Raw genomic sequence first — 22,902 nt, 5'->3', positions numbered from 1 at the left:
TATGCTTATGAAAAAAATGAGAGTTTATGAATATGCGAAATCGGTTAATAAATCAAGCAAGGAAATAGTAGAACAATTAAAAAATATGGATGTGAACGTTTCAAACCACATGTCTGTCATAGATGAAAATACTGTTCAAAAGCTGGAAGGAAAAACGAACAATAGTCAAGAGAATAAGCCAAAACCAGAAAATAAACAGCCTTCTAGCCAAAAAAGTGAACGAGGAGATAAAAAGAAAAATAATATGAATAAAACAAAAAAAGAGAACACCCAAAATAAACCAAATAAAAACAATGCAAAAAAAGGAAAAAAACATAAAAAAGACAATCGCCAGCAGCGTCCTCAAGATTCGAAACAACAAGCAGCTGTACCCGAAAAAATTACGTACAGCGGTTCGCTGACTGTTGGAGAGTTGGCGGAGAAATTAAACAAGGATTCTTCAGAATTAATTAAAAAGCTTATGTTTCTCGGGGTAATGGCTACAAAAAATGAAGATTTAGAAAAAGAAACAATTGAACTTATTGCAGAAGATTACGGGGTAGAAGTAGAAGAGGAAATAGAAATTGATGAACTTGGTATTGAAACGCAAGTCGAAGAAGACGATCCGGCTAAATTAGAAGAACGTCCACCAGTCGTTACAATCATGGGCCATGTCGACCACGGGAAAACAACACTATTAGATTCTATCCGTCATACCAAAGTTACCGCTGGAGAAGCAGGCGGGATTACACAGCACATTGGTGCGTATCAAGTAAGAGAAGACGGAAAAAAAATTACGTTTTTAGATACACCTGGTCACGCCGCATTTACAACGATGCGTGCTAGAGGTGCTCAAGTAACTGATATTACAATACTAGTAGTCGCTGCAGATGATGGGGTTATGCCGCAGACGAAAGAAGCCATTAACCATGCAAAAGCAGCTGAAGTACCGATTATTGTAGCTGTAAACAAGATGGATAAAGAAGGGGCTAACCCGGATAGAGTAATGCAGGAATTAACAGAGTTTGAACTTGTGCCAGAAGCTTGGGGCGGTGACACTATCTATGTAAATGTTTCCGCGTTAAAAGGGGACGGCATAGATGAGCTTCTTGAAATGATCTTACTTGTTGCCGAAGTAGAAGAATTAAAAGCTAACCCTGATAAACGAGCACGGGGCACAGTTGTTGAAGCAGAACTGGATAAAGGACGGGGGCCTGTTGCTACTCTGTTAGTCCAAGAAGGTACAATGAAAGTTGGCGATCCAATCGTTGTCGGAAATACGTATGGGAAAATACGTGCTATGGTAAACGACCTCGGGAAACGTGAAAAATCAGCAGGACCGTCTACCCCCGTTGAGATTACTGGTTTAAACGGTGTTCCGAATGCGGGGGATCAATTTGTTATTTTTGGAGATGAAAAGAAAGCCCGTCAATTTGGTGAAGCAAGAGCAAATCGGGCTCGCGAACAAGAAAGAAGTCAAACATCGAAAGTGAGCATTGACGATTTATTTGATCAAATCCAAGAAGGCGACGTCAAAGAGATTAATGTTATTGTTAAGGCAGATGTGCAAGGCTCTGTCGAAGCAGTGAAAGGTTCTTTGGAAAAGATTGACGTAGAAGGCGTCAAAATTAACATCATTCATGCTGGCGCCGGTGCCATTGCTGAATCGGATGTCATTCTTGCTTCTGCTTCGAATGCGTTAATTATCGGCTTTAATGTAAGACCTGATGCGAATGCAAAACGAACTGCTGAAACAGAAAAAGTTGACATTCGACTGCACCGTGTTATTTATGATGCCATTGAAGAAATTGAATCTGCCATGAAAGGTATGCTCGATCCAGAATACCAGGAAAAAGTTATCGGGCAGGTAGAAGTACGCCAGCTGTTTAAAGTTTCTCGTATTGGAACCATCGCAGGTAGTTATGTATTAGAAGGAAAAATCACAAGAGATTCCACCGTTCGATTAATTCGTGATGGTGTTGTCATCTATGAAGGAAACTTAAATGCGTTAAAACGGTTTAAAGATGACGTAAAAGAAGTAGCTGCTGGGTATGAATGTGGGATTACACTGCAAAATTATAACGATGTAAAAGAAGGCGACATTATTGAAGCTTACATCATGGAGGAAATTAAACCCGCATGATAGGAGCTGTACATTGTGAATGTCTAATTTATCAAGCCCAGTCGTTAAAAGAAAAGAGAGCAGTGCTTAAAAGTATAACTGCGCGATTGAAGCAAAAGCTAAACGTATCGGCCGCCGAAATGGATTATCAAAATCTTTGGCAGCGCACAGCTATATCAGTTGTCACCATTAATCAAGAGAAAAGCATAGTGGAAAAAGAGCTGCAGGCAGCCCTTGATATGATAGATCAGATGCCAGAGATAGAGCGTACCGTAACAGAATACGAATGGCTGTAATAAAGGAGGCAGCGGATATGAGCAATGTCAGAGCTGACCGTGTAGGCGAACAAATAAAAAAAGAACTAGCTGATATTTTAGCCCGAGAGGTAAAAGATCCACGTGTTCAATTTGTAACGGTAACAGGAGTAGATGTAACTGGAGACCTCCAGCAGGCTAAAGTCTTTGTAACTGTTCTTGGCGAAGAGAAAGATAAAGAAGAAACATTAAAAGCATTACAAAAAGCAAGAGGTTTTATACGAAGTGAAATTGGTAATCGAGTACATTTGCGTAAAACCCCGGAAATTTCCTTTCATTTTGATGAGTCAATTGATTACGGGAACCGTATTGAAAGGTTATTAAGGGAAATAAATGAAGAAGAAAAGTAAGCAAGATTTTTCATAAGCTGCAAAGCTGTCTCTAAAGAAAAAATGGATGTGTAATAAGGGTGCAGCACCTTTTTCGGGTCTCCTGCTTGCAGCCCTGGGACATCCTTCTTTGAAGACAGCTTCTTTTTTTCTTATTGTTAGATAGTATAATATTTTTTCGATAAAACATCATAAGGCAGCTATGTTTTTTCACCATAAAACCTTGGTGAAATAGCTTAAGTAGGTGACATACATATGTTAAATGGGGTCGTCCCGCTCTATAAACGAAAAGGCATAACTTCGCATGATTGTGTAATGAAATTAAGAAGAATGTATGAAACAAAAAAAGTAGGGCATACGGGTACATTGGATCCGGATGTTGAAGGAGTACTCCCTATCTGTATTGGAAAGGCAACCAAAATATCAGAATACATTACATTTCTGCCAAAGCAGTATGAAGCTGAGATAACATTAGGCTATTCAACGACAACGGAAGATGCCAGCGGTGATATAGTTGAAAAAAAACCGGTTAATTCTCCTGTGAAGAAAGAAGAAATAGAAAAAGTGCTGCATCAATTTCACGGTAAACAGCAGCAAACCCCTCCCATGTACTCAGCGGTAAAAGTGAAAGGGAAAAAATTATATGAATATGCCAGAGAAGGCGCAGAGGTTGAAAGACCTTCTAAAACAATAGAAATTTATGATCTAGCTCTTAATAGTGAATCAATAGAACAAATAGAACAAAATGTTTCTTTTCGATGTACAGTAACGTGCAGTAAAGGCACATACATTAGAACGCTTGCAGTAGACATCGGAAAATATCTTGGTTATCCTGCTCATATGTCCTATTTAAAAAGGAGAAAGTCCGGCCCATTTTCCTCTCAAGAATGTTATACTTTGGAAGAATTAACTGAAAAAAAAGAAGCAGGCATACTAGATGAGACAATTGCCCCGATCACGAAAGCATTACAGCATATAGAACATATAGAAGTAGATGAGATAACGGCCCAAAAAATTCTTAACGGCAGCGTACTGCCTAAAAAAATAAAAACAAATGATTCCATCTTTCTGCTTATTTATAAAGGCGAATCCCTTGCAATTTATCAAGATCACCCTAAGAAACCCGGTTTAATAAAACCAAAGACAATGCTTAAATCCAAGTAATTAGAGGGAAGCTGAATTACTAGCAGGTATGGACGCAGTTAATTTAATAGTAAAACGGCAGGTGAAAAAACCGGTGAAAACCATGTATTTGTATCATCAGGAAGGTGACTCGGGTGTTTCCTATCCCGAAATGGTGCTTGCGCTTGGATACTTTGACGGCGTTCATCGAGGGCATCAGGAAGTAATCCGGACAGCTCGGGAGATTGCAAGTATAAAAGGAAAAGCTCTTGGGGTAATGACATTTCACCCTCACCCAAAAACGGTGCTGTCTTCAAAAGTAAAAGAAGAAAATATGCGCTATATTACTCCTTTACCTGAAAAAGAAGAGCAGTTATCCAAAGAACAAGCAGATTATTTATTTATTGTTCATTTCGATAAATTGTTTGCAGCGCTTGAACCCCAGGAATTTGTTGATCAATATGTCATTGGTCTCCATGCAGTTCATGTAGTAGCGGGGTTTGATTTTTCTTATGGGAGAATGGGAAAAGGCACGATGGAGACACTGCCTTTTCATTCAAGAAAAAAATTTGAGCAAACAACCGTCGGAAAAGTTACAGATAAAGATCAAAAAATAAGCTCTACTCTCATAAAAGAAAGCATTTTAGAAGGAAAAATAGAAAATGCCAACCGGCTGTTAGGGCGTTCATATAGCATAGGGGGAAAGGTTGTAGAAGGAGAACAAAGAGGCAGGACTATTGGCTTTCCAACTGCAAATGTTCAGATTAATGAGCCTTATTTAGTCCCTGCTGTCGGTGTGTATGCGGTTCAAATGAAAATAAGAAACGCATGGTATAATGGTGTTTGCAACATTGGATATAAACCGACTTTTCATGACGAAAAGAGCCCAAATCCTGAAATCGAAGTACATTTATTCGATTTTAATGAAGATATTTATGGAGAAAATGTTATTGTGCATTGGCATGCTTTTATTCGCGGTGAAAAGAAATTTTCGTCAGCAGAAGAGCTAGTAGAGCAAATTAGCCAAGACAAAGAAAAAGCAAAATGTATACTTCAATCTTCTTTGGCTCCTTAAAAACGGTAATCTTCTCTTGCATTTTTAAGTGAAAAAAGGTATTCTATACATTGTACCATAAAGAAGCCATTGCTTGGCCTGTGCGATTCTCCGACGACTGGCTAGGGAATTGGCGATTAAAAAACAAGGAGGTGTTAGGATGGCTTTAACACAAGAAAGAAAAAAGGAACTTGTTGAAGAGTTTAAAACGCACGACAATGATACTGGTTCTCCAGAAGTTCAAGTAGCTATCCTTACTGAGCAGATCAATAGCCTAAACGAACATTTGCGTGATCATAAAAAAGATCACCATTCTCGCCGCGGGCTTTTGAAAATGGTTGGTAAGCGTCGTAATTTGCTAACGTTCTTGCGTAAGAAGGACGTTACTCGTTATCGTGATCTAATTAGAAAACTCGGTTTGCGCCGATAAGAAGAAAAAGCGGGAGAGATCCCGCTTTTTGTTATAACCTCAGATAGTATAAAATAGGGGAAGGCCTTATAAGAAAATGCTAAGGCTTCTGCCAGCAGAACTTGGCGATAAGCCAAGTTTTTCTAATACCTAGTATGTTTAACAGTTGTGTAGGAATATAAGGGGTATATTAGCAGAATAAAAGCTAAGATCTTTCTTTTTCTTATATTACAATTGTAAAATAGAGTATGTCCGGCTACACTAGGAAGTATAATGAGTAATTATGTTTGAAAACAGGAGGAAGATCCTTTGGAAATGGAACAAGAATTAAAAACTTTTACGCTTGATTGGGCAGGAAGAGAGCTGAAAATTGAAACAGGCCAGCTAGCCAAGCAGGCAAACGGAGCGGTAATGGTTAGATATGGCGATACAGCAGTGCTGTCTACTGCCACGGCTTCTAAAGAAGCAAAAGATCTCCCATTTTTCCCGCTTACCGTTAATTATGAGGAACGATTATATGCAGCCGGTAAAATTCCGGGAGGTTTTATTAAACGAGAAGGGCGACCAAGTGAAACTGCAGTATTGACAAGCCGTTTAATCGATCGTCCGATTCGGCCGCTCTTTCCAGACGGTTTTAGAAACGAAGTACAGGTTGTAAGTATTGTAATGAGTGTCGACCAGGACTGCTCTTCAGAAATGGCGGCAATGCTTGGATCTTCACTGGCATTGTCTTTATCTGATATTCCTTTTTCCGGACCTGTAGCAGGTGTGAACGTAGGCAGAATAGACGGAGAGTTTATTATTAATCCTACTTCTGAGCAAATGGAAAATAGTGATATAGAACTCACTGTTGCCGGTACGAAAGATGCTATCAATATGGTAGAAGCTGGTGCTAGTGAAGTACCGGAAGAAACCATGCTTGAAGCGGTCATGTTTGGACACGAAGAAATCAAACGTCTTGTTCAATTCCAAGAACAAGTAATGGAAAAAGCAGGCTTAAAAGAGAAAATGGATGTGGAGCTTCAAAAGCCGGATGAGGAACTTTCAAGTAAAGTACGCAAAATAGCAGAATCCCGCTTGAAAGAAGCAGTGCAAGTGCAGGAAAAGAAAGCAAGAGAAGAAGCGATCGGCGAAGTAAAAGAATCGATTGCCGAACAATTTGAAGAAGAAGAACAAGAAGAAGTAAAAGAAATTTTACAAGGCCTTGTCAAAGAAGAGTTCCGCCGTTTAATTACAAAAGAAAAAGTCCGTCCTGACGGAAGAGGACCAGATGAGATAAGAAATTTAGCCTCTCAAGTGAAAATGCTGCCAAGAACGCACGGGTCCGGACTTTTTACACGCGGACAAACACAAGCGCTCAGCGTATGTACACTTGGCGCGCTTGGAGATGTTCAAATTCTTGACGGGCTGGGTATGGAAGAATCGAAACGATTTATGCACCATTACAATTTCCCTTCTTTCAGTGTCGGAGAAACCGGTCCAATGAGAGGACCAGGCCGCCGGGAAATCGGACATGGCGCGCTTGGAGAAAGAGCGCTAGAACCAGTTATTCCACCGGAAAAAGATTTTCCTTATACCATCCGTGTTGTTTCTGAAGTGTTAGAATCAAATGGTTCTACCTCGCAGGCAAGTATATGTGCAAGTATTCTCGCCATGATGGATGCAGGGGTTCCAATTAAAGCACCAGTGGCCGGGATTGCGATGGGCCTTGTGAAAGAAGATGAAGATGTAACCGTTCTAACCGATATTCAAGGGATGGAAGATGCACTTGGAGATATGGACTTTAAAGTTGCAGGAACTGAACAAGGTGTAACAGCACTTCAAATGGATATTAAAATTTCAGGTATCGACCGAAATATTCTTGAATATGCATTAGAAAAAGCTCGTGCAGCACGTCTAAAGGTACTTGAGAACATGCTGTCAGCCATTAGTCAATCGAGAAATGAATTGTCTGTTTACGCACCAAAAATCCTGACAATGACTATTGATCCAGATAAAATCCGTGATGTCATCGGACCGAGCGGAAAGACAATCAATCAAATCATTGAAGACACGGGCGTAAAGATTGACATTGAACAAGACGGCACCATATATATATCATCCACTGATGCTGAAGCGAACAACAAAGCAAAACAAGTCATTGAAGACCTTGTCCGCGAAGTGAAAGTAGGAGAGACGTACCTTGGCAAAGTAAAACGAATCGAAAAATTTGGTGCGTTCGTAGAACTTTTCAAAGGGAAAGACGGTCTTGTTCACATCTCACAACTTGCTGAAGAACGTGTCAATAAAGTAGAGGATGTAGTTAAAATCGGAGACGAAATCATGGTTAAAGTAACAGAGATCGACAATCAGGGAAGAGTTAATCTTTCAAGAAAAGCTTTATTAAGAGAACAAAATCAAAAATAAAAACGAAGAGAAGCACCCAACAGAAAAGACGCTTGGCTTTGGCCAAGTGCTTTTTACTGGCTGTGCTGCTTTTTCAGCTGCCTGACCTAGGTTTTCAGTTCTATCCCTTGTATGCATTTGCATAGAATGTGGACAGGGGGGGAGAACTTATGAAAAAGCAAATCACTGCACTAAGCATTTTTATTCTTATTATCCTTTTTTTTGTACAAAAAGAAATCTCGTTTGAATCTATTCCATACATACACGATGATAAGCAGGTGGTTACCCCTGTTACGAGTAAGCCATCATCTTTATTTGAACAGTTAGAAGAAGCGGCAGCAACATACAATGAACCTCCAGTTGATGCAGTTGTAGATAAGGTGTGGAAAGCTATACCTGGCTATAACGGTAAAATGGTTGATATCAAAGCGTCCTATGAGAAAATGAAAAAAGAAGGCTCCTTTGATGAGCGGAAGTTAGTGTTTGAAGATATAGAACCGGAAGTTCACCTTGAAGACCTGCCGCCAGCTCCTATATATAAAGGAAATCCGCAAAAACCAATGGCTGCCTTTTTGATCAATGTATCATGGGGGGAAGAGCATCTTCCGTCTATTTTAAAAACGCTGCGTGAAGAAAAAGTTAAAGCCACCTTTTTTCTCGAAGGAAGATGGGTGCAAAAAAATCCTAAGCTAGCTAAAATGATTGAGGAGGAAGGGCATGAAATAGGCAGTCATGCTTACTCTCATCCCGATTTAAATGCGACACCCCGGGCTGGTATTAAAGAAGAGCTTCAAAAAACAAATGAAGCATTAGAAGCTGTATTATCTGTGAAACCAACACTATTTGCTCCGCCTTCTGGCAGCTTTAATCAAGATGTTGTAGAAATTGCTTCAGATTTGAATATGTATACAATTTTATGGACGGTAGACACGATTGATTGGAAAAACCCTGAACCAATTGATATGGCAGTGAAAACAGCTTCTAAAGTAGAAAATGGCTCGATGATATTAATGCATCCGACTGCATCTACTGCCGGAGGTTTAAAAGTAATGATCCGTAATATTAAAGAAAAAGACATTGAACTAGACACGGTAACGAATCTCTTTGACGAGACAAGAATACGCTGAATTTTCAGTCATAATTCCAGTACAAGGAGGCTTCATTTTGGTACAAACAACGACTTTAGATAATGGACTCCGAATTGTAACCGAACATATATCATCTGTCCGCTCTATTACGATGGGAATATGGGTGGGAACAGGTTCAAGATATGAATCACAAACAGAAAATGGTATTTCTCATTTTTTGGAACATATGTTTTTTAAAGGAACTGCTGAACGAACAGCAGCTGACATTGCGGAAAGTTTTGATAAAATCGGAGGACAAGTGAATGCTTTTACGTCAAAAGAGTACACTTGTTTTTACGCAAAAGTGCTGGATGAACACGCCAATCGAGCATTGGATATTTTGTCAGATATGTTTTTTCACTCAACCTTTGATTCAGATGAGCTAGAAAAAGAGAGGAACGTTATTTTTGAAGAGATCAAAATGGTTGATGACACACCTGATGATATTGTACACGATATATTAAGTGAAGCAAGTTACAGCAATCACCCTCTCGGTAAACCGATTCTTGGAACCGAAGAAACAGTGTCTGCATTCAATAAGTCAAATTTACAAGCTTATAAGGATCGTTTTTATACGGCCGATAATGTAGTCATCTCCTTAGCAGGAAATATCAGCAGTGATGTTGTACAGAAGCTGAATGAACGATTTGGCTCGCTGCCATCCAGCAAAGACAAAAAACAGGTGAAGCAGCCAAGTTTTTTGACAGGCAAAAAAACGAGAAAAAAAGACACAGAACAAGCTCACCTTTGTTTAGGGTTTCCAGGTCTGCCTATTGGTGATGATGACATTTATTCTTTGATACTATTAAATAACGTACTTGGTGGAAGTATGAGCAGTCGTTTATTCCAAGAAATTCGTGAAAAAAGAGGGCTAGCGTATTCTGTTTTTTCTTACCATTCATCGTTTAAAGACAATGGTATGCTGACTATATATGGAGGTACTGGTTTTAACCAGTTAGATGAATTGTTTGATGCTACGATGAAATGCGTACGCGATTTGGGAGCTAACGGCTTAACAGAAAAAGAGCTGGCAAATGGTAAGGAGCAATTAAAAGGGAACCTTATGCTGAGCCTAGAAAGCACAAGCAGCCGTATGAGCCGTAACGGAAAAAATGAGCTTTTGCTCGGTTACCACCGGACATTAGATGAAGTAATGAAGCGAATTGAAAATGTTGATTTAAAAGATATTAAAAAAACGGCAGAGAAGGTTTTTCAAGAAGACTTTGCTCTATCCTTGATAAGTAAAGATGGGAAATTGCCTACCTCTATATAATATGCAAGGAAGGGGTTAAGGGAGTTGCGATTAAGTGAAATAAGTAAAAAGGAAGTGCTCGATGCCAATACAGGAGAAAAACTAGGAATGCCTGGTTCAGCCGATCTGGTTATTAAAAAAGAAACAGGGAGAATAGAATCGCTTGTACTTCCTTCATCTCCAGCTTATCCGTTCCGAAAAAGAACAAAAGAATGGGTCATTCCTTGGGAAAACATTCAACGAATTGGTGAGGATTTTGTTATTATTGATACCGCGCATTTAAAGAAAATTCCAGAGAGATCTGAATAAACCTCAAATTATATTGTTGATAAGCACAGCAGTCTTTTAATAATGGCTGCTGTGCTTTTTGTGCATATATCCTAGGCTATTGTATTTCACTATTACTTTCTTTTCTCATAATGTATTAAAGGCAGATATGCAGTGCGAAGGAGAGGAGCAAAATATGGGAAAAGCAAACAAAGTGGTGATTATTGGAGGAGATGCCAGACAGATTGAAATCGCAGAAAGTTTACTGGCAGAAGGAAATGAAGTATTTTTATTAGGATTTGATCAATGGATGAGAAATGTGGCTGGAATTTCAAAAGCTGTTAGTGATACTGATGTGCCATGGAGTGAATTAGATGCTGTTTTGCTCCCGGTCAGTGGTTTGAAATCAGATAATAAAGTAGAGGCCTGTTTTTCTTCAAAAGAATTAATTTTACAAGAAAGCTGGCTTAAAAAGACACCACAGAACTGTTTAATAATGAGCGGTATTCATACTAACGAACTTGAAACAGTAATCCATACAGTGAAGCGTCCGTTAATAAAACTTTTAGAGAGAGATGACGTAGCCATTTACAATTCGATTCCTTCTGCAGAAGGTACACTTTTAATGGCGATGCAAGAAACCGAGATTACCATGCACAAATCAAACACAGTGATTTTAGGATTTGGCCGCACAGGTCAAACGATAGCAAGAACCTTTTCTGTGCTGGGTGCATATGCAAAAGTAGGAACTATACATCCATCCGAAAAAGCACGTGCAGAAGCCATGGGTTTAGAGACTTTTGAATTCGAAGACCTGTCAACCGTTGTTCAATCGGCCGATCTTTGTATAAATTCCATACCTGCAATGGTTTTACCAGAAGACATTCTTATACATTTTCCTGTTCGTTCCGTGATCATTGATATCGCTTCTCCGCCCGGGGGGACAGATTTTGAATATGCAAAAAAAAGAGGTATAAAAGCTATTCTAGCCCCAGGGCTGCCTGGAGCAGTTGCCCCAAAAACAGCTGGACGTATTTTAGCGAAAGTCATAAGTCAATTGCTTGGTGAAAACCAGGTGGAAAAGGAGGCTTAACATGCCTTTTCATAATAAGAAAATAGGTTTTGGTGTAACAGGTTCACACTGTACTTTAGAAGAAGCTATTCCCTATATGAAAGAATTGCGGGAAAAAGGAGCTGATGTGTATCCTTTTATAACTCCAACTGTGTTAAAAACGGATAGTAAATTTGGGGCAGCAGAAAAATGGTTAAAACAAATTCAAGCAGCTTCTGGAAAAACGGAAGTCATCGATTCAATTGTCAAAGCAGAACCATTTGGACCAAAAACGCCGCTTGATGCAATGATAATTGCCCCAATTACAGGCAATTCCATCAGCAGATTCGCAAATGCTATTACAGATTCCCCCGTATTAATGGGAGCAAAAGCAACACTTAGAAACAGTAAGCCAGTAATACTTGCTATTTCAACAAACGATGCTTTAGGGCTCAACGGACCAAATATTTTGAAGTTAATGAATTCAAAAAATATTTTCTTTGTTCCATTTGGTCAGGATAATCCAGTAAAAAAACCTACTTCTCTAGTTGCCAGAATGGAAGATATCTCTGCAACATTGGAAGAAGCTCTTTCTGGTCGCCAATATCAGCCAGTTATTGTTGAAAAATTCAAAGATTAGACGATTACCGCTATTGCGAATTATTGCGTGATCTTTTATGTTAAAATAGATGCAGTTAAATACGAAGCTTCCATCACTATTATCATGGAAGTAATTTTCACGAAAACAGGAAGGAGTCATTTAATCATGGCTAATGAAACAGGATATAACGTAGCGGTTGTTGGAGCAACTGGTGCAGTAGGTGAACAAATGTTAAAAACGTTAGAGCAAAAAGAATTTCCTATTAAAAATCTACAATTACTATCCTCTAAACGATCTGCTGGGAAAAAAATTTCCTTTAAAGGAAATGAATATACTGTTGAAGAAGCCACACCAGAAGCATTTGAAGGTGTACAGCTGGCACTATTTTCTGCAGGTGGATCTGTATCAAAAGCACTTGCTCCCGAAGCAGTAAAAAGAGGGGCTGTAGTGGTAGACAATACAAGTGCTTATCGTATGGATGAAAACGTTCCGCTTGTCGTACCAGAAGTAAACGAGAATGCCTTAAAGGAACATAATGGCATTATCGCAAACCCTAACTGTTCCACTATCCAAATGGTGGTAGCACTTGAGCCGATTAGAGAAAAGTATGGTTTGAAAAAAGTAATTGTATCCACTTATCAGGCCGTGTCAGGAGCAGGGCTTGCTGCAGTGGAGGAAATGAAAGAACAATCTAGAGATGTTCTTGACGAAAAGGAAATTAACCCTGAAATCCTGCCGGTCGGCGGTGACAAAAAACATTATCAAATAGCTTTTAATGCGATTCCTCAAATTGATAAATTCCAAGATAATGGTTATACCTTTGAAGAAATGAAGATGATTAACGAAACCAAAAAAATCATGCATCAGAATGATTTAGAAGTAGCAGCAACGTGTGTACGTCTTCCAGTAGAAACAGGACATTCTGAATCTGTTTATATTGAAGTAGAAAAGGGCTCTCCTGACGCAGAAGAGTTAAAGCAGCTGCTCTCAGATGGCAAAGGCATTACCTTGCAAGATAACCCATCAGAGCAAGAATACCCAATGGCTGTTGACAGCGTTGGTCTTCCAGATGTATTTGTCGGAAGAATTCGCCGCGATTTAGATCGTGAAAATGCTTATCACTTTTGGGTAGTATCTGATAACCTTTTAAAAGGAGCAGCGTATAATTCGGTACAAATTGCGGAAAGCCTTGTGAAATTGAATTTGTTAAAGGGTTAAAGAGGGTTGCCTATGAAAGTGCTCGTTCAAAAATTTGGCGGAACCTCTGTTCAAAATGAAGAAACGAGATTGGCGGCAGCAAGACATGTGCAAAAAGCGGTAGAAGATGGTTATAAAGTGGTGGTCGTCGTTTCGGCGATGGGAAGAGATGGCGATCCATACGCAACAGATACATTACTTGGCCTTGTTGATAAAGAAAATTCGCACGTAGGGAACAGAGAAAAGGATTTACTTGTTTCCTGTGGAGAAGTTATCTCTTCCGTTGTTTTTACAGAGCTTTTACAATCACTTGATGTAGATGCAATAGCGATGACCGGCCCTCAGGCTGGCTTTCGAACAAATGAAGAGTTTGGTGAAGCTCGTATTGTAGATATGCAGTGCCATTCCTTAGAACACTCGCTTTCAAAAGTCGATGCTGTAGTAGTAGCAGGTTTTCAAGGGGTGTCTTCAAATGGAGAAATGACCACACTTGGCCGCGGGGGAAGTGATACGTCAGCTACAGCACTTGCTTCCGCCTTAACAGCGGAACGGGTAGATATTTTTACAGATGTAGATGGTATTATGACTGCTGATCCCCGTATTGTAGAAGAAGCTACTATCATCGATTTTGTTACCTATCAGGAAATTTGCAACATGGCCTACCAAGGCGCAAAAGTGATTCATCCAAGAGCAGTAGAGATCGCCATGCAGGCAAAGATTCCGATAAGAATACGCTCCACTCTTTCTAAAGCAGAAGGAACACTTATTACGGTTGGATCAGATCCAGGTGTAGACTTAGAAGATCGGCCAGTAACAGGCATTGCACATATGTCGGGTTTATCTCAAATAACTGTAAGAGGAAAAGATTATTTGAATCTCCAGACAGATGTTTTTCAAGAAATGGCAAAAGCCAACATATCTGTGGATTTTATTAATATCCAACCTGCTGCAGTAGTTTATACTGTTCCAGATGAACGTGCTGAGCAGGCTTTAAACGTATTGCAAGCAAAAGGATATGAACCTGAATGTTTATCAAATTGTGCTAAAGTTTCCGCTGTCGGTGCAGGTATGACTGGAGTTCCGGGAGTAGCATCAAAGATCGTAGCGGCGCTGACAAAAGAAAATATTCAAATTTTCCAATCTGCAGATTCTCACACCACCATTTGGGTGCTTGTGAAAGGAGAGGACATGAAAAAAGCAGTCTTTGCTCTTCATAAAATGTTTCAGCTAGAAAAACAGAATAATTCTGCCACAAATGATGATTAAACAGGCGGTAAAATCCTGCCGCTTCGACTTGAGTTGGTTGGCGGATTAGATGGAAAGGGGCGGAACATGATTGGATTTCGGTCGATTGCTCACCGCTATGGTTACACCCTTTGATGAGAATGGGGCAATAGATAAGCCAGCACTTGAGCCATTGGTAGAACATTTGATTTCTACCGGTACAGAAGGTTTGGTAGTGGCTGGAACTACCGGTGAGTCCCCTACTCTAAAATCAGAAGAAAAATTATTTCTTTTTAAACGAGTGAAAGAAATAGCTGGGAGCCGTGCTTTTGTTATTGCCGGGACGGGAACGAATGATACTGCGTATTCGGCAGATTTAACAGAAAAAGCAGCTATGCTTGGGGTAGACGGTTTCATGGCGGTTACCCCGTACTATAATAAGCCCAGTCAAGAAGGTATGTATTATCACTTTGAAACGATTGCAAAAGCTTCAAACCTTCCTTTAATGATCTATAATATTCCAGGAAGATGTATCGTTAATCTTCAGGCAGATACGCTCCTTCATTTAAGTAAAATACCAAACATTACATCTGTTAAAGAAGCCAGCGGTGATTTAGAGCAGATCTCTTATGTAATAGAAGAGAGCCAGGATCATTTTTACGTGTATAGTGGTGATGATTCGATGACGCTTCCAATTATGGCAGTAGGAGGCCATGGAGTGGTGTCTGTTGCGGCTCATGTCATTGGAAGTGAAATGAACGAAATGATAAAAAGCTTTATAAAAGGTAACACAGAAACAGCTTCTGCTGCCCACAGAAAGCTTCTTCCACAAATGAAAGCTTGTTTTATCGCACCAAACCCTTCGCCTGTTAAAGCGATGCTTGAACAGCTAGGTTTCGTTTCAAAATATACAAGATCACCAATTCTGCCATTAAATGCAGCCGAAATAAAACAACTTGAACAATGGTTCAGCCTGGCGTAAAGCCAGGCTTTCTTATTTTTCAAACATTGGAATATACTTGTATTCTTTAATATATTTAAGTTATACTACTATCAAGTGATCTGTCCGGGTACAAATAAATAAAGTAGTTAAATTGAACGTATCAATCCATTAGAGAATTGAATACCTTAGGAGGAAATAATGTTGTCAAAGCAGTCTATTGAAAACATACGTGTTTTTGCCCTGGGCGGAGTCGGTGAAATAGGCAAAAACATGTATATTGTAGAATCAGATGAAGATATTTTTATGATTGATGCAGGGCTGATGTTCCCTGAGGATGATATGCTCGGTGTCGATGTTGTTATTCCCGATATTTCGTATATTGTCCAAAACAAAGAACGGTTTCGAGCCATTATTTTGACCCATGGCCATGAGGATCATATTGGAGCCCTTCCTTACATTCTTAGAAAAGTAAATGTTCCTGTTTACGGAACAAAATTAACATTAGGCCTTGTAGAAGATCACTTAAAAGAAAAAGGCCTTCGGAAAAAATCTGACCTTCGTTTAATTGATGAAGACAGCCGGATCAAAGCCGGTCAAATACCGATAAGCTTTTTCCGTGTAAACCATAGCATTCCAGGTTCTCTAGGTGTTTGTATTCATTCGCCGCAGGGCATTATCGTATATACGGGAGACTTTAAATTTGACCAAACCCCGGTAGACGGTAAATTTGCTGACATTGATAAATTATCACACATTGGTAAAGAAGGAGTACTCTGTTTGCTATCGGACAGTACCAATGCGGAAAGGCCGGGTACCAGTCCTTCAGAAACTTCTACTGGCGAAGGAATTAAAGAAGTATTTCAAGAAGCAGAAGGGCGGATTGTCATTACCACCTTTGCTTCTAATGTCCATCGCATCCAACAAGCGATAGACGCTGCTAGACAGCAGCAAAGAAGAATTGCTGTTGTTGGGCATTCCATGAAGAAAGTAATTGATATTGCACGTGATATTGGGTATCTTCATTGCCCAGACGAGCTTTTTATTGATACAGATAAAGTGAACGACCTTGATGATAATAAAGTGACTATTCTTTGTACAGGAAGCCAGGGCGAACCTATGTCAGCACTAACCCGGATGGCTAAAGGAGCCCATCGGCAAGTTACAATCGAAAGTGGTGATACGGTAATCATAGCTGCGAATCCCATTCCTGGTAATGAAAAATCGGTTTCTAGAATTATTGATTTTTTATATCAAATTGGGGCTGAAGTCGTTTATGGCGATCGTAATGTGCATGCTTCCGGTCATGGATGTCAGGAAGAGCTTATGCTTATGTTGAATCTTTTAAAACCTACGTATTTTATCCCTGTCCACGGGGAATACAGGATGCAGCACGCTCACGGTGAACTTGCAGAAAAGGCCGGCGTAGATCCAGATCATATCTTCCTTGTTGATAAAGGAGAACGAATAGAGTTTGATAACGGTAAAGCGAAACAGGTAGGTAAAGTGCCTTCAGGAAATGTCTTAATTGATGGTCTTGGTGTAGGAGACGTCGGAAACATTGTTTTACGGGACCGTAGACTATTATCAGAAGATGGAATATTAGTGGTAGTCGTGACTTTAAACAAAAAGAACGGTGGAATAGTATCTGGACCTGATATCATTTCTCGGGGTTTTGTTTATGTTAGAGAATCCGAAGAACTTCTAGAAGAAGCGAATAAAAAAGTTTCCGCTACACTTGAAAAGTGCATGAGTGAAAATATTAATGAATGGTCCTCATTAAAAAGTAATATCCGTGATGTGTTAAGCCGTTATTTATATGAAAAAACAAAAAGGCGTCCAATGATCCTTCCAATTATAATGGAAGTTTAAAAACAAAGCTGTCCCACGGGTGAGTCTATAGTATTCTCCTAGCGGGACAGCTTTTTTACACTGTAATGAAAGATAATTTTTTTCATGATAACTTGTGCAATTAGTTTCCATATTTTAGATGTTGTGTAAACTACAAAAAATAATTACAATAGGTTGCAGAGTTAATGAACAGGACAGTTCAACTGTGTTGTTTAAAATAATTCAAAAAAAATTATTGACTTATCAATAGCATGTTGTTAATATATTAATTGTCGCTTTAAACGAGGCGGCGAAGTTGTCCTTTGAAAATTGAATGAAAGTCAAGCGTCTGTTAATTTCTTTAATTGTTATGTAAGATACAGCTTGTATCAGACGAACCAATTTATTGGAGAGTTTGATCCTGGCTCAGGACGAACGCTGGCGGCGTGCCTAATACATGCAAGTCGAGCGCGGGAAGCAAGCAGATCCCTTCGGGGTGACGCATGTGGAACGAGCGGCGGACGGGTGAGTAACACGTGGGCAACCTGCCTTGCAGACTGGGATAACCCCGGGAAACCGGAGCTAATACCGGATGACCAGCCAAATCGCATGATTTGATTGTAAAAGTAGGGACTTGTTCCTTACACTGCAAGATGGGCCCGCGGCGCATTAGCTAGTTGGTGAGGTAAGAGCTTACCAAGGCAACGATGCGTAGCCGACCTGAGAGGGTGATCGGCCACACTGGGACTGAGACACGGCCCAGACTCCTACGGGAGGCAGCAGTAGGGAATCATCCGCAATGGGCGAAAGCCTGACGGTGCAACGCCGCGTGAGTGAAGAAGGTTTTCGGATCGTAAAGCTCTGTTATCTGGGAAGAACAAGTACCGGTCGAATAGGCCGGTACCTTGACGGTACCCGATCAGAAAGCCCCGGCTAACTACGTGCCAGCAGCCGCGGTAATACGTAGGGGGCAAGCGTTGTCCGGAATTATTGGGCGTAAAGGGCGCGCAGGCGGTTTCCTAAGTCTGATGTGAAAGCCCACGGCTCAACCGTGGAGGGTCATTGGAAACTGGGGAACTTGAGTACAGGAGAGGAGAGCGGAATTCCACGTGTAGCGGTGAAATGCGTAGAGATGTGGAGGAACACCAGTGGCGAAGGCGGCTCTCTGGCCTGTAACTGACGCTGAGGCGCGAAAGCGTGGGGAGCGAACAGGATTAGATACCCTGGTAGTCCACGCCGTAAACGTTGAGTGCTAGGTGTTAGGGGTTTCGACGCCCTTAGTGCCGCAGCAAACGCATTAAGCACTCCGCCTGGGGAGTACGACCGCAAGGTTGAAACTCAAAGGAATTGACGGGGGCCCGCACAAGCGGTGGAGCATGTGGTTTAATTCGACGCAACGCGAAGAACCTTACCAGGTCTTGACATCTTCTGCCACTTCCAGAGATGGAAGGTTCCCCTTCGGGGGACAGAATGACAGGTGGTGCATGGTTGTCGTCAGCTCGTGTCGTGAGATGTTGGGTTAAGTCCCGCAACGAGCGCAACCCTTAACCTTAGTTGCCAGCATTCAGTTGGGCACTCTAGGGTGACTGCCGGTGACAAACCGGAGGAAGGTGGGGATGACGTCAAATCATCATGCCCCTTATGACCTGGGCTACACACGTGCTACAATGGATGGTACAGAGGGACGCGAAGCCGCGAGGTGAAGCGAATCTCAAAAAGCCATTCTCAGTTCGGATTGCAGGCTGCAACTCGCCTGCATGAAGCCGGAATCGCTAGTAATCGCGGATCAGCATGCCGCGGTGAATACGTTCCCGGGCCTTGTACACACCGCCCGTCACACCACGAGAGCTTGCAACACCCGAAGTCGGTGAGGTAACCCTATGGGAGCCAGCCGCCGAAGGTGGGGCAGGTGATTGGGGTGAAGTCGTAACAAGGTATCCCTACCGGAAGGTGGGGATGGATCACCTCCTTTCTACGGAGTATTTTCCGAGTCGAGCTCCGCTGGATCTCATGATCCAGGGAGCGGACGCTGTGACTTTCATTCAATTTTGAGAGGAGAACTCTCAATGAATGATCTTCGGCTAAGTACGTCACGTCCTGTGACAACGCCGAAGTTAGGACATCACTGTCCGTTGTTCCTTGAAAACTGGATAACGAATGCAAGAGCCAAAGAATACACCGGAGTTTCATCAAGGTGGTCGGTAAATGACCATGATTGTGAGACTTTCGAGGCGTGTTTTAGAAGAACAACTACCTTTGTAGGTTAAGCTAGAAAGGGCGCACGGTGAATGCCTTGGCACTAGGAGCCGAAGAAGGACGCGACGAACGGCGAAACGCCCCGTGGAGCTGTAAGTAAGCTTTGATCCGGGGATATCCGAATGGGGAAACCCACCATCCATAATGGGATGGTATCCGCACCTGAATCTATAGGGTGTGAGAAGGCAGACCCGGGGAACTGAAACATCTTAGTACCCGGAGGAAGAGAAAGCAAATGCGATTTCCTGAGTAGCGGCGAGCGAAACGGAATCAGCCCAAACCAGGGTGCTTGCACCCTGGGGTTGTAGGACACTCCATCGGAGTTACCAAGAAACAGCGTAGGCGAAGCGGCCTGGAACGGCCCGCGAGACACGGTAAGAGCCCGGTAGTCGAAACGCTGTTTCCTCCGGAGTGGATCCTGAGTACGGCGGGGCACGGGAAACCCCGCCGGAATCCGGGAGGACCATCTCCCAAGGCTAAATACTCCCTAGTGACCGATAGCGAACCAGTACCGTGAGGGAAAGGTGAAAAGCACCCCGGAAGGGGAGTGAAAGAGATCCTGAAACCGTGTGCCTACAAGTAGTCGAAGCCCGTTTATGGGTGACGGCGTGCCTTTTGTATAATGAACCGGCGAGTTGCGATCGTATGCAAGGTTAAGCGGAAGACGCGGAGCCGAAGCGAAAGCGAGTCTGAACAGGGCGTACAGTATGCGGTCGCAGACCCGAAACCGTGTGATCTACCCATGTCCAGGGTGAAGGCAGGGTAACACCTGCTGGAGGCCCGAACCCACGCAAGTTGAAAATTGCGGGGATGAGGTGTGGGTAGTGGTGAAATGCCAATCGAACTCGGAGATAGCTGGTTCTCCCCGAAATAGCTTTAGGGCTAGCCTCGGATAAAAGAGTCCTGGAGGTAGAGCACTGATTGGACTAGGGGTCCCTACAGGATTACCGAATTCAGTCAAACTCCGAATGCCAGCGACTTGTTATCCGGGAGTCAGACTGCGAGTGCTAAGATCCGTAGTCGAGAGGGAAACAGCCCAGACCACCAGCTAAGGTCCCTAAGTATACGTTAAGTGGAAAAGGATGTGGAGTTGCTTAGACAACTAGGATGTTGGCTTAGAAGCAGCCATCATTGAAAGAGTGCGTAATAGCTCACTAGTCGAGTGACTCTGCGCCGAAAATGTACCGGGGCTAAACGTATCACCGAAGCTGTGGATGCACACCATCGGGTGTGCGTGGTAGGGGAGCGTTCAAAGGGCGGAGAAGCCGGATCGTGAGGACCGGTGGAGCGCTTTGAAGTGAGAATGCCGGTATGAGTAACGAAAAGAAGGGTGAGAATCCCTTCCGTCGAAAACCCAAGGTTTCCTGAGGAAGGTTCGTCCGCTCAGGGTTAGTCGGGCCCTAAGCCGAGGCCGAAAGGCGTAGGCGATGGAAAACAGGTTGAAATTCCTGTACCACCTCCTTCCCGTTTGAGTGACGGGGGGACGCAGGAAGGTAGGGTAAGCGCGCTGCTGGAATAGCGCGTCCAAACCGTAAGGCCGATGAACAGGCAAATCCGTTCATCATTAGGCGAAGCGGTGATGGCGAGGGAAATAATAGTACCGAAGTTCCTGATCCTACACTGCCAAGAAAAGCCTCTAGCAAGGGAAGAGGTGCCCGTACCGCAAACCGACACAGGTAGGTGGGATGAGAATTCTAAGACGCTCGGGAGAACTCTCGTTAAGGAACTCGGCAAAATGACCCCGTAACTTCGGGAGAAGGGGTGCTCTCTAGGGTGAATAGCCTTGGAGAGCCGCAGTGAATAGGCCCAAGCGACTGTTTATCAAAAACACAGGTCTCTGCGAAGCCGCAAGGCGAAGTATAGGGGCTGACACCTGCCCGGTGCTGGAAGGTTAAGAGGAGGGGTTATCCCTTTTGGGAGAAGCTCCGAATTGAAGCCCCAGTAAACGGCGGCCGTAACTATAACGGTCCTAAGGTAGCGAAATTCCTTGTCGGGTAAGTTCCGACCCGCACGAAAGGTGCAACGACTTGGGCACTGTCTCAACGAGAGACCCGGTGAAATTATAATACCTGTGAAGATGCAGGTTACCCGCGACAGGACGGAAAGACCCCATGGAGCTTTACTGCAGCTTGATATTGGATTTTGGTACAGCTTGTACAGGATAGGTAGGAGCCTTGGAAACCGGACCGCCAGGTTCGGTGGAGGCGTCGGTGGGATACTACCCTCGCTGTACGGAAATTCTAACCTCGGACCGTAACCCGGTCCAGGGACAGTGTCAGGTAGGCAGTTTGACTGGGGCGGTCGCCTCCCAAACAGTAACGGAGGCGCCCAAAGGTTCCCTCAGAATGGTTGGAAATCATTCGCAGAGTGCAAAGGCAAAAGGGAGCTTGACTGCGAGACCTACAAGTCGAGCAGGGACGAAAGTCGGGCTTAGTGATCCGGCGGTACCGTATGGAAGGGCCGTCGCTCAACGGATAAAAGCTACCCTGGGGATAACAGGCTTATCTCCCCCAAGAGTCCACATCGACGGGGAGGTTTGGCACCTCGATGTCGGCTCGTCGCATCCTGGGGCTGAAGTAGGTCCCAAGGGTTGGGCTGTTCGCCCATTAAAGCGGCACGCGAGCTGGGTTCAGAACGTCGTGAGACAGTTCGGTCCCTATCCGTCGCGGGCGCAGGAAATTTGAGAGGAGCTGTCCTTAGTACGAGAGGACCGGGATGGACACACCGCTGGTGTACCAGTTGTTCCGCCAGGAGCATGGCTGGGTAGCTACGTGTGGACGGGATAAGTGCTGAAAGCATCTAAGCATGAAGCCCCCCTCAAGATGAGATTTCCCATAGCGCCAAGCTAGTAAGACCCCTTGCAGATGACAAGGTTGATAGGTCTGAGGTGGAAGCGTGGTGACACGTGGAGCTGACAGATACTAATCGGTCGAGGGCTTATCCAAAACAAAGGTAAGCGCCTCGTAGAGCGGCTCATGTATTTCGTTGTGCAGTTTTGAGGGAGCAATTCCCTATCAAGAAAAGGATCGTTGAGATGTTGTCTCCTAAGACGATGATCAAACGATTCCATCCAAAGTCTGGTGACGATAGCGAAGAGGTTCCACCCGTTCCCATGCCGAACACGGAAGTTAAGCTCTTCAGCGCCGATGATAATGAAGGGGCAACCCTTTGTGAAAGTAGGACGCTGCCAGGCCATAACGAAAGCTGTCAGAATAGAATTCTGGCAGCTTTTTTGCGCTTTTGCTTAAAACAAAACTAAAATAGGAGCTTTCGTAAGATCAAGGCTAAAGTAGAAGATAAAAATTTCCGATAGTACAGCGTGATCTATGGAAGAAAGGGACTGATATCCTTACTATTGTATACGCATAATAATAACGATTTGAATTTTTTGCCCTGTCTCTTATATTTTCTTAACACCAGCGTAAAAAAATTGGCTCTCTGTC

General features: G+C 42.7%; 17 protein-coding genes and 3 rRNA genes. All 20 read left to right on the top strand.

The genetic code is table 11. The features are described from left to right. Positions 1–7 precede the first annotated feature (7 nt). The 20 genes from infB (at position 8) to rrf (ending at position 22,652) form a co-directional block, all read left to right on the top strand. A complete protein-coding gene (infB, locus tag CEF16_RS05540; protein ID WP_091583110.1) occupies positions 8–2,122 on the top strand; it encodes a translation initiation factor IF-2 in 2,115 nt (704 codons plus the stop codon). Continuing rightward, positions 2,119–2,397, top strand: coding sequence for a DUF503 domain-containing protein (locus tag CEF16_RS05535; protein ID WP_091583113.1), 279 nt, complete (start codon positions 2,119–2,121; stop codon positions 2,395–2,397). The genes infB and CEF16_RS05535 overlap by 4 nt, the downstream gene beginning before the upstream one ends. A 17-nt stretch (positions 2,398–2,414) precedes the next feature. Next, a complete protein-coding gene (rbfA, locus tag CEF16_RS05530; protein WP_091583116.1) occupies positions 2,415–2,765 on the top strand; it encodes a 30S ribosome-binding factor RbfA in 351 nt (116 codons plus the stop codon). A gap of 234 nt (positions 2,766–2,999) precedes the next feature. Next, positions 3,000–3,908, top strand: a complete 909-nt coding sequence (gene truB, locus CEF16_RS05525) for a tRNA pseudouridine(55) synthase TruB (protein ID WP_091583119.1) — start codon at positions 3,000–3,002, stop codon at positions 3,906–3,908. 28 nt (positions 3,909–3,936) lie between these two features. After that, entirely contained in the window at positions 3,937–4,941 is a 1,005-nt protein-coding gene (ribF, locus tag CEF16_RS05520) for a riboflavin biosynthesis protein RibF (protein WP_175488343.1), read from the top strand. Between the two features lie 139 nt (positions 4,942–5,080). After that, positions 5,081–5,350, top strand: a complete 270-nt coding sequence (gene rpsO / locus CEF16_RS05515) for a 30S ribosomal protein S15 (RefSeq protein WP_091583121.1) — start codon at positions 5,081–5,083, stop codon at positions 5,348–5,350. A 294-nt stretch (positions 5,351–5,644) separates the two neighbouring features. After that, the gene (locus tag CEF16_RS05510) at positions 5,645–7,735 is read left to right on the top strand and encodes a polyribonucleotide nucleotidyltransferase (protein ID WP_091583240.1); all 2,091 of its coding nucleotides are present in this window, start codon (positions 5,645–5,647) and stop codon (positions 7,733–7,735) included. A gap of 149 nt (positions 7,736–7,884) precedes the next feature. Further along, entirely contained in the window at positions 7,885–8,841 is a 957-nt protein-coding gene (locus CEF16_RS05505; RefSeq protein WP_091583124.1) for a polysaccharide deacetylase family protein, read from the top strand. Positions 8,842–8,878: 37 nt separating this feature from the next. Continuing rightward, positions 8,879–10,114 (top strand): M16 family metallopeptidase, encoded by a 1,236-nt coding sequence (locus CEF16_RS05500; RefSeq protein ID WP_091583127.1) that lies wholly within the window; start codon positions 8,879–8,881, stop codon positions 10,112–10,114. A gap of 24 nt (positions 10,115–10,138) precedes the next feature. After that, positions 10,139–10,402, top strand: a complete 264-nt coding sequence (locus CEF16_RS05495; RefSeq protein ID WP_091583129.1) for a YlmC/YmxH family sporulation protein — start codon at positions 10,139–10,141, stop codon at positions 10,400–10,402. A gap of 154 nt (positions 10,403–10,556) precedes the next feature. Next, on the top strand, positions 10,557–11,453 hold the full coding sequence (gene dpaA, locus CEF16_RS05490; RefSeq protein WP_091583132.1) for a dipicolinic acid synthetase subunit A: 897 nt from the start codon (positions 10,557–10,559) through the stop codon (positions 11,451–11,453). Position 11,454: 1 nt separating this feature from the next. After that, positions 11,455–12,051 (top strand): dipicolinate synthase subunit B, encoded by a 597-nt coding sequence (locus CEF16_RS05485; protein ID WP_091583135.1) that lies wholly within the window; start codon positions 11,455–11,457, stop codon positions 12,049–12,051. A gap of 126 nt (positions 12,052–12,177) precedes the next feature. After that, complete coding sequence (gene asd / locus CEF16_RS05480; protein WP_091583137.1) at positions 12,178–13,230, top strand: aspartate-semialdehyde dehydrogenase; 1,053 nt, start codon at positions 12,178–12,180, stop codon at positions 13,228–13,230. A 12-nt stretch (positions 13,231–13,242) separates the two neighbouring features. After that, a complete protein-coding gene (gene dapG / locus CEF16_RS05475; protein WP_091583140.1) occupies positions 13,243–14,475 on the top strand; it encodes an aspartate kinase in 1,233 nt (410 codons plus the stop codon). 70 nt (positions 14,476–14,545) lie between these two features. Next, positions 14,546–15,415 (top strand): 4-hydroxy-tetrahydrodipicolinate synthase, encoded by an 870-nt coding sequence (gene dapA / locus CEF16_RS05470; RefSeq protein ID WP_091583143.1) that lies wholly within the window; start codon positions 14,546–14,548, stop codon positions 15,413–15,415. 159 nt (positions 15,416–15,574) lie between these two features. Further along, complete coding sequence (locus CEF16_RS05465) at positions 15,575–17,245, top strand: ribonuclease J (protein ID WP_091583146.1); 1,671 nt, start codon at positions 15,575–15,577, stop codon at positions 17,243–17,245. 361 nt (positions 17,246–17,606) lie between these two features. Next, positions 17,607–19,175 (top strand): 16S ribosomal RNA (locus CEF16_RS05460). 94 nt (positions 19,176–19,269) lie between these two features. Beyond that, positions 19,270–19,470, top strand: a complete 201-nt coding sequence (locus CEF16_RS23190; RefSeq protein ID WP_141395263.1) for a hypothetical protein — start codon at positions 19,270–19,272, stop codon at positions 19,468–19,470. Continuing rightward, positions 19,465–22,404 (top strand): 23S ribosomal RNA (locus CEF16_RS05455). Before CEF16_RS23190 ends, CEF16_RS05455 begins: the two co-directional genes overlap by 6 nt. A 131-nt stretch (positions 22,405–22,535) precedes the next feature. Continuing rightward, positions 22,536–22,652: ribosomal RNA gene (gene rrf / locus CEF16_RS05450) — 5S ribosomal RNA — on the top strand. Together the 16S, 23S and 5S rRNA genes form the textbook arrangement of a ribosomal RNA operon. Positions 22,653–22,902: the final 250 nt, after the last annotated feature.

This window comes from Alteribacillus bidgolensis (genome assembly GCF_002886255.1).
GTDB lineage: Bacteria > Bacillota > Bacilli > Bacillales > Marinococcaceae > Alteribacillus > Alteribacillus bidgolensis.
Note: the sequence above shows the minus strand (reverse complement) of the source record. Positions and strands in the feature narration are given on the sequence as shown.